The organism is Streptomyces sp. NPDC048507, from assembly GCF_043199995.1.
GTDB lineage: Bacteria > Actinomycetota > Actinomycetes > Streptomycetales > Streptomycetaceae > Streptomyces.
In genome coordinates, this window is sequence record NZ_JBICWZ010000014.1 from 139245 (window position 1) to 146430 (window position 7186).

The 7186-nt window shown below is 73.7% G+C and carries 7 protein-coding genes and 1 pseudogene; 6 read left to right on the forward strand and 2 right to left on the reverse strand.

From position 1 onward, the window contains the following. Nucleotides 1-377 precede the first annotated feature (377 nt). Together ACGFXC_RS30205 and ACGFXC_RS30210 are read left to right on the forward strand one after the other, a co-directional pair. Nucleotides 378-618: pseudogene (locus ACGFXC_RS30205) on the forward strand (DUF4394 domain-containing protein); the annotation flags it as partial. Nucleotides 619-714: 96 nt separating this feature from the next. Continuing rightward, a complete protein-coding gene (locus tag ACGFXC_RS30210) occupies nucleotides 715-2823 on the forward strand; it encodes an MMPL family transporter (RefSeq protein ID WP_393718059.1) in 2109 nt (702 codons plus the stop codon). A gap of 105 nt (nucleotides 2824-2928) precedes the next feature. Here ACGFXC_RS30210 and ACGFXC_RS30215 read toward each other — a convergent pair whose 3' ends face one another. Next, nucleotides 2929-3420 carry a hypothetical protein gene (locus tag ACGFXC_RS30215; RefSeq protein WP_393718042.1) on the reverse strand — a complete coding sequence of 164 codons (492 nt, stop codon included), beginning with the start codon at nucleotides 3418-3420 and terminating at the stop codon, nucleotides 2929-2931. Between the two features lie 589 nt (nucleotides 3421-4009). Between ACGFXC_RS30215 and ACGFXC_RS30220 the strand changes: the two genes are divergently transcribed. Further along, the gene (locus tag ACGFXC_RS30220) at nucleotides 4010-4309 is read left to right on the forward strand and encodes a hypothetical protein (RefSeq protein WP_393718043.1); all 300 of its coding nucleotides are present in this window, start codon (nucleotides 4010-4012) and stop codon (nucleotides 4307-4309) included. Here the strand turns inward: ACGFXC_RS30220 and ACGFXC_RS30225 are convergent. Beyond that, complete coding sequence (locus tag ACGFXC_RS30225) at nucleotides 4293-4535, reverse strand: hypothetical protein (protein WP_393718044.1); 243 nt, start codon at nucleotides 4533-4535, stop codon at nucleotides 4293-4295. The genes ACGFXC_RS30220 and ACGFXC_RS30225 overlap by 17 nt on opposite strands. Here ACGFXC_RS30225 and ACGFXC_RS30230 point away from each other — a divergent pair. The 3 genes from ACGFXC_RS30230 to ACGFXC_RS30240 are packed head-to-tail and all read left to right on the forward strand — an operon-like array spanning nucleotide 4534 to nucleotide 6753. Continuing rightward, the gene (locus ACGFXC_RS30230) at nucleotides 4534-5253 is read left to right on the forward strand and encodes a FadR/GntR family transcriptional regulator (protein WP_393718045.1); all 720 of its coding nucleotides are present in this window, start codon (nucleotides 4534-4536) and stop codon (nucleotides 5251-5253) included. The genes ACGFXC_RS30225 and ACGFXC_RS30230 overlap by 2 nt on opposite strands. After that, the gene (locus ACGFXC_RS30235; RefSeq protein WP_393718046.1) at nucleotides 5250-6089 is read left to right on the forward strand and encodes a sterol desaturase family protein; all 840 of its coding nucleotides are present in this window, start codon (nucleotides 5250-5252) and stop codon (nucleotides 6087-6089) included. Before ACGFXC_RS30230 ends, ACGFXC_RS30235 begins: the two co-directional genes overlap by 4 nt. Before the next feature lies 1 nt (nucleotide 6090). After that, the gene (locus ACGFXC_RS30240; protein ID WP_393718047.1) at nucleotides 6091-6753 is read left to right on the forward strand and encodes a lysoplasmalogenase family protein; all 663 of its coding nucleotides are present in this window, start codon (nucleotides 6091-6093) and stop codon (nucleotides 6751-6753) included. The last annotated feature ends 433 nt before the right edge of the window (nucleotides 6754-7186 follow it).

Below are 7186 nucleotides of genomic sequence, written 5' to 3' on the forward strand. Positions count from 1 at the left end.
CAGCTACATCTGTGGGCTTGTGTGAAAGACGCGCCCCCGGCGGGTTGCCGCAACGTCTGGCCGTCGTCGAAGCACAGCCCCCGAGAGGGGGGCGGGCGGACGAGGCGCTCCGCCGGGAGGACCCGGCGGTTACCCGAGGGTGCCGACCAGCGCCGGCCGTATCCGGCATGGGCCGATGGGGTGGTTTCCAGGGTACGGCCCGGTCCTGCGCGAAGGGGGCTCCGAAGAGCCCGTGATGCCGCCGCGTACCGGGCGGTTCGCACGCTGGGACCCCCGTGAAAGGCGATCATGCGTACTCGCACCACCGTTCCTGGCGCCTCGGCCGCCCCCACCGCGCTGTGTGCCGAGCCCGCCGTCACGGCCGCCGCCGGACGAACGACGAGGCCGCCCCGCGGACCACCACCGTCGACGGCATGCCCACCCACCCGCCCGACCGCCCCGCCGTCGTCCACCGCGATGGGCGTCACCGGCGCCGCCCACGCCAACAACGACCTCGACGCGGCGACGGCGACGAGCCCGTTCGACCTCGACACGATGGCCGACCGGATCTCGCTGCGGTACCCGGCCAACGCCGGCCTGCTCGCCCCCACCGGGAACCTCGGTGTCAACGCCACGCCGCAACACATCAGGTGGGCGCGTCCGGCGCGGCCCACCCCCTGAGGAGTGCCCGTGACCGGTCCGTTCCGCGGATCACGCCTGTTTCGCCCGCTGCTGATGGTCGCCGGCTGGCTGCTCGTCGCCGGATCGTTCGCCCCGCTCGTTCCGGCCCTGAACACCGTGTCCCGTCTGGAGCAGAGCGACCTGCTGCCCCGGGGAGCCGAGTCGACCCGGGTTGCCGAGCTGATGGCAGAAGCCTCCCCGCAGGCGGCGTCCCTGCCGCTGATCGTGGTCTGGACGGCCACCGCACCCACGCCCGGACGGCCCGGCGACGGCGCTCTGCCCCTCCGGGCAGCCGCCTCGCTGTCGCCCCTGGAAGGCCGGGGCAGCCTCGCCGGTCCGCCCGGCCCGTTCCTCAGCTCGCGGGACGGGACCTCGGTCGCCGGTGTTCTCCGGCTACGCACCTCCGGTTCCGGGGCCGCGGACGGGCGTGACCTCGCCGAGGTCCGCGAGGCGGCCGCGCACGTGACCGGGGCGCGGGTCGCACTCGCCGGACCCGCCGTCGTACGGACGGACCTCGATGCCGTCTTCGGCCGGGTCGACGGGCGGCTCCTCCTGGTGGCTCTCGGAGCAGTCGTGCTGATCCTCGTACTGGTCTACCGCAGCCCGCTGCTGCCCGTGCTGGTGACCGCCACGGCACTGCTCGCCCTCACCGTGGCCTGCGCGTGCCTCTACGGACTCGCCCGCGCGGGAGCCCTCGCGATCGACGGCCAGGTGCAGGGCATCGTGTTCGTGCTGGTCATCGGAGCGACCACCGACTACGGGCTTCTCCTGACGGCCCGCTACCGGGAGGAACTCACCGGGGGACTCGGGCCGGACGAAGCACTGCGACGGGCCGTCCGACGCTCCGTGGGGCCGTTGTCGGCGAGCGCGGCCACGGTCGCCCTGGGGCTGCTCACCCTCCAGCTGAGCGACCTCCCGGCGCACCGTGCACTCGGACCCGCCGGGGCGATCGGCATGGCCGCCGCGCTGCTGTGCGCCCTGACCTTCCTGCCCGCGGCCCTCCTCCTGCTGGGCCCGGCAGCCTTCTGGCCTCGCCGCCCCGGTACGGGTGATCCCACCCGAGGGGCGTGGCTGTGGGAGCGGATCGCCTCGGCGGTAGCCCGCCGCCCCCGCCGGATCTGGGCCTGCTGCCTGGCCGCGCTCGTGGTCGGGGCGGCCCTGTCCCCCCTGCTCACCGCCCGCGGCGTGCCGCTGGACCGGGCTCTGCCCACGACCGCGCCGTCCGTGGCCGGCCAGAGGGCGCTGGAGCGGGAGTTTCCCGCCGGACTGGGCAACCCGGCCGTCCTCCTCAGCGATCCCGGGCACGCCGACGAGGTCCGAGCGGCGGCCGCACGGACGCGCGGGGTCGCCGCCGTGGACCCGGCCGAAGGCGCGGGCGGTCCGCAGACGACCGTGTCCGGGCGCGTCCCGATCATGGTGACCCTGACGGACGCTGCCGACAGCACGGCCGCCCAGCGAACCGTCGCAGATCTGCGCAGGGCGGCCGGATCGGTTCCCGGGGCGTCGGTCCTGGTGGGCGGCCAGGCCGCGCAGACCTACGACGCCCAGGCCGGAGCGAGCCACGACCGTGCCGTGATCATGCCGGCCGTCCTCGTGACCGTCCTGCTGGTGCTGGTCCTCCTCCTGCGGTGCCTGCTCATTCCCGTGCTGCTCGTCGCCGCCGTGGCCCTGACCTTCCTGGCCGCGCTGGGCATCTCCGCCGCGTACCTGCACACGGCGGGCGGGTCCGCGCAGACGGAGGCGACGATTGTGCTCTACGCCTTCGTCTTCCTGGTCGCCCTCGGTGTGGACTACAACATCTTCCTCATGCACCGGGTCCGGGAGGAGGCCGTCCTCCACGGGACCCTTGCGGGGGTCCGGCGCGGGGTGACGTCCACCGGCTCCGTGATCAGCTCGGCGGGCGCGGTGCTCGCGGCCACGTTCGCGGCCCTGACCGTCATGCCGCTTGTCTACCTCGTCCACATCGGTGTGATCGTGGCGGTCGGAGTGCTCCTCGACACGCTCCTGGTCCGGCTCTTCCTGGTGCCCGCCCTCGTCACGGACCTCGGAGCGGCGACCTGGTGGCCCGCCCTGCTGCCGGCCGACGCCGCGGACGCACTGCACCGGCTGATCGGCCCGCGCGAGTCCCCTGCGACATCCCGGGCCCCATCCGTCTCCCGGTGACGTGAACGGTGCTGCTGCACCGATGTCCCCCGAGGCCTGTGAGGCCCGTGGGTTCAGGAAAACCGCAGCCTGTTCAACGGGAACCCGCGGGTTGGTCCGTGTGTATCACCTGCGCGGATCCGTGGGATGGGCTGCGAGGAGGCGGGCTTCGGCAGTGACCTCGGCGTCGACCTGGTCCACGGTTCTGTCGCCGCATTCGAGGATGTCGTACTCGTCGTCGAGTTCAGCGAGCCGCTCGGTCAGGGGCAGCTCGTGTCCGTGGCGCCGGTGGATCCGGAAGGTGAACTCCCGAGGCGTGAGCTCTCCGGCAAGCATGCGGCGCGCGAGGGCTCGGACGGCGGCGTTCTGACCGACCTCGCTGCCGACGGGATGGAAGGCGAGGCCGAGTTCGTCGAGTGCTGCGGGAAGCAGGTCGTGGACGTCGTAGTCCGCTTCGGCGCGCGTGCACGCGGCGAGGATGCGAAGGCCGGGGGTGTCGAGTCCGGCGACGAGCGCGTCACAGGCGGCAATGACCACGTCGCTCGCGCGGACTTCCCCCACGCTCCAGAGAGCGGCACGGTCCTGGAGGGCGATGGCTGCTGCTTCGGTCGACGTCACTCGTCCATGATTCCCCTCACGGCACGCCCAGGTCGAGCGGATTTCATCGAATGTGCTGTTCAGCGGCCTGTTCCAGCAGGGCGCGTGCGGAGGCTGCACAACGCCTCGGGGCCGTGAGCCAGGGCTTCTTCGAGTTGTCGCTCGACGCGCAGCCGCTCCAGGGCGGCGTCCTGCCCTCGCCCCGGAGCGCTGGTCCAGTGGTTTCCGGCACGACTGGTCGTGTTGGCGGCGGTCAGCCGCAGGTTCCAGCTTCTCGACCCGGGTCTGCTGGACGTGCAATGGTGACGTCGGGTGTGGGAACCGTCTGAATGCCTCGGCTGGGCTGCGGGGTTACTGGGGGAGTCGTGGCTTCTGCATCGTCGTCGTGGACGACCTGCCGGAACCGGGGCGCGTCGGGGTGGAGTCCGAGGGCGGGGTCGTTGTGTCGCAGGGCGGTCAGCAGGTCGTCGCGGACGGTCTCCACTGAGCAGGCGCCGGGTGCACGACCGCGGACCGGTGCGGCGAGATGGCCCTCTGCCTCTGCCCGGCGATCGAAGAAGAGGCCGACAGTCTCCCCGGGGAAGCGAAGGCCAGGGCCAAGGAACTGCGGATGGCCGAACAGCTCATCGACGCGCTCTCGATGACGTGGGACCCCGCCGGCTTTCACGACACCTTCCAGGAAAGGGTCGCCGCGCTCATCGACGCCGAGAGGACCGGCGAGACCGTGGAGAAGGCGGAACCGGCCGCCGAGCCGACCGGTGCGGTCGACCTGATGGAGGCCCTGCGCGGCGGCGTCGAACGGGTGGGTGGACGACCTCCGCGCAACGCGGCTGCCCGGCGGCAATCACGACCGGCACGAGCCGGCGCCTGTGCGACCGGCCTCCCCACGGCCGCTAAGGCACGGGGGTGAACTCCACCCTCGTTCCGCCGCAGCCGGCCGCGACGTCGAAGCGCCGGTCGCGCTCCAGCTCGTCGACGGCCAGGCCCAGCGGCGGATCGGTGTCGCGCTCGTCACGCCGCGCCGTTCGCCCCGGCAAAGGACGAGCCCGACCTTCGGGGAGGGGGAGCGACATCGAGGAGAAAAACTGGTCCAACCAGTTGACCACTCCGGTGCGGTGCCCGATCGTGAGCGCCATGACAGAACAGCCCCTGCGCCGCGAAGCGGTCTCCGACCAGCTGTACGCGGTGCTGCGCGACCGGATCCTGAGCGGCGCCCTTCCCGCCGGCTCGGCACTGACCGCCGAGCGCGACCTGGCCGCCGAGTTCGAGGTCAACCGCCACGCCGTCCGCGAGGCCGTCAAGCGGCTCCAGCAGGCCCGCCTCGTCGAGGTGAGCCACGGGGGCAGGACGCTCGTCCTGGACTGGCGACACCATGCCGGCCTGGACCTCGCCGTCGGCATCGCACGGGCCGGGGCCGGCCCCGCACTCCCGGACCTGGCCCGCGACGCCCTGGAGATGAGGGCCTGCATCGGCGCGGACGCGGCACGACTGTGCGCCGCCCGCTGCACACCGGCCGAGGCCGCCGCCGTGGTCGAGGCCGCCGGACGCTACGTCATGGCCGGGCCCGACCTGGCGGCCCTCGGCGCCGCCGACATCGCCTGGTGGCGCCTCATCGTCGAGGGCTCGGGCAACCTGGCGTACCTCCTCGCGTTCAACACCCTCGTCGGCGGCACCCTGGACATCGGCGCCGTCCCCATGGACCTGCGGACGGCGGAACTCCTCGACGTCGAGGCCCATGTGCGGCTCGCCGCGCACATCGCCTCCGGCGAGCCCGAGGCGGCCGAACACCTCGCCCGCGAACTGCTCGGCCGCAGCGTTCCGGTGGCCCCGGGCGCGGTACGGGAGGGCCGATGATCCCCGCCGTGGTGTACGCGATACCCGCCTTCGTCCTCCTCGTGATCGTGGAGGCCCTCTCCTACCGGTTCCTGCCGGACGACGAGGAACGCGGCTACGAACTGCGCGACACCGTCACCAGCATGTCGATGGGCGCCGGCAGCCAGGTGATCGGCCTGCCGTGGAAGGCGTTCGCGGTCCTCGCGTACGCGGGCCTCTACACCGTCGCGCCCTGGCAGCTCTCCCCGGGCTCGGTCTGGACGTGGGTGCTCCTCTTCTTCGCCGACGACCTGGCGTACTACGCCTTCCACCGGGCCCACCACCGGGTGCGCGTGCTCTGGGCGAGCCACGTCGTGCACCACTCCAGCGTCCGGTACAACCTCTCGACCGCACTGCGGCAGAGCTGGACGCCCATGACGGGCCTGCCGTTCTGGCTGGCGCTCGCCCTGCTCGGCATCCCGCCGTGGATGATCCTCCTCCAGCAGTCCTTCAGCCTCGTCTACCAGTTCTTCCTGCACACCGAGCGGGTCGGCAGGCTCTGGCGCCCGATCGAGTGGATCTTCAACACGCCGTCCCACCACCGCGTCCACCACGGCTCCAACCAGGCCTACCTCGACCGGAACTACGGCGGCATCCTGATCGTCTGGGACCGGCTGTTCGCGACCTTCGCGGCCGAGGACGAGCGCGTCGTCTACGGCCTGACGAAGAACATCGGCACCCACAACCCCGTCCGGGTCGCGTTCCACGAGTACCGGGCCACCTGGCGCGACGTGCGCGGCGCCCGACACTGGCGCGAACGGGCCGGCTACCTGTTCGGTCCGCCCGGTTGGGCCCCCGAGCCGCGGGGAGAGGCCTGAGGTGCCCGCGCCGATCGCGCTGTTCGCCGCGCTCGCCGCCCTCGACACCCTCGGCGTGGCCCTGGACGACCCGATCCTGAAATGGGCGACCAAGCCGCTGCTCGCCCCCGTCCTCGTCCTGTACCTGCTGCGCGCCACCGGCCGCCGACACGGCCCCGTCCTGATCGGCCTCGGCTTCGCCACCGCCGGGGACATCGCCCTGCTGATCCCGGGGCCGGTCGCCTTCGCCACGGGGCTCGGGCTCTTCCTCGGGGCGCAGATCTGCTGGACGACGGCCTTCGTCCGCGCCGGAGCCGTCGCGCACCTCGCCGCGCGCCGGACCCTCCTCGCCTGCTACCTGGCGCTGTGGGCCGGGGCCATGGTCGCCCTCGCACCCGCCCTCCGTCCCGCCTTGGCAGCGGCCCTCGGGCTGTACGGCCTCGTCCTCGTCGCGATGGCGGCCACCGCGCACGTCCTGGGCCCGCGCGCGGCGTGGGGCGGGGCGGTGTTCGTCCTGTCCGACCTGCTGATCGGCCTCGGAGCGGCCGGCGTCGACTTCCCGGGGCGCTCCTTGCTGGTCATGCCGACGTACGCGCTCGCCCTGGGCCTGATCGTGACGGCCTTCGCCGGCCACGGCGTGCGGGCGAGGACCCCCGCGCCCGTCGAGACGCCCGCCCCCTCGTAGGCGAAGGGGCCGCACGGACCGGGACGTCGCGTCGGGCGCGCCCGGCGGTGCCCCGGTCCGCCGGGCGCGGCCGAGACGCCCGTCCGTCGTGTCGGGAGGACCACCGGATCCCCGAGCGGGCCCGCTCAGCCGGCTACGGGGGCGGCGCCCCGGGCGGTCCACCACCCGGGCCCGCCGCATCCGACTGCCGGACGGTGGTGTCGTCGGCCGGAGCGTGCGCGCAGTTCGCGTGAACGCGCACCCATCCGGACGCGGCTCCGCTGCGAATCACCGGTGCGGGGCTCTTGGAACCGGCCCCGCACCTCCCACCCGTCGGGGGGGGGCGCGCGCGCCCCCCCCCCGGGCCCCGAGTGGGGGGGGGGGGCGGGGGGGCCCCGCCCCCCGGCCGCGGGGGGGGGGGCCGCGCGGGGGGGGCGGGGCGGGGCCCCCCCCG

What these genes read in the sequence shown, in the direction of transcription:
- ACGFXC_RS30210 (WP_393718059.1), top strand. Translation starts at nt 715, where the DNA reads ATGGTCGCCGGCTGGCTGCTCGTCGCCGGATCGTTCGCCCCGCTCGTT.
- ACGFXC_RS30220 (WP_393718043.1), top strand. Translation starts at nt 4,010, where the DNA reads ATGGCCGAACAGCTCATCGACGCGCTCTCGATGACGTGGGACCCCGCC.
- ACGFXC_RS30230 (WP_393718045.1), top strand. Translation starts at nt 4,534, where the DNA reads ATGACAGAACAGCCCCTGCGCCGCGAAGCGGTCTCCGACCAGCTGTAC.
- ACGFXC_RS30225 (WP_393718044.1), bottom strand. Translation starts at nt 4,535, where the DNA reads ATGGCGCTCACGATCGGGCACCGCACCGGAGTGGTCAACTGGTTGGAC.
- ACGFXC_RS30235 (WP_393718046.1), top strand. Translation starts at nt 5,250, where the DNA reads ATGATCCCCGCCGTGGTGTACGCGATACCCGCCTTCGTCCTCCTCGTG.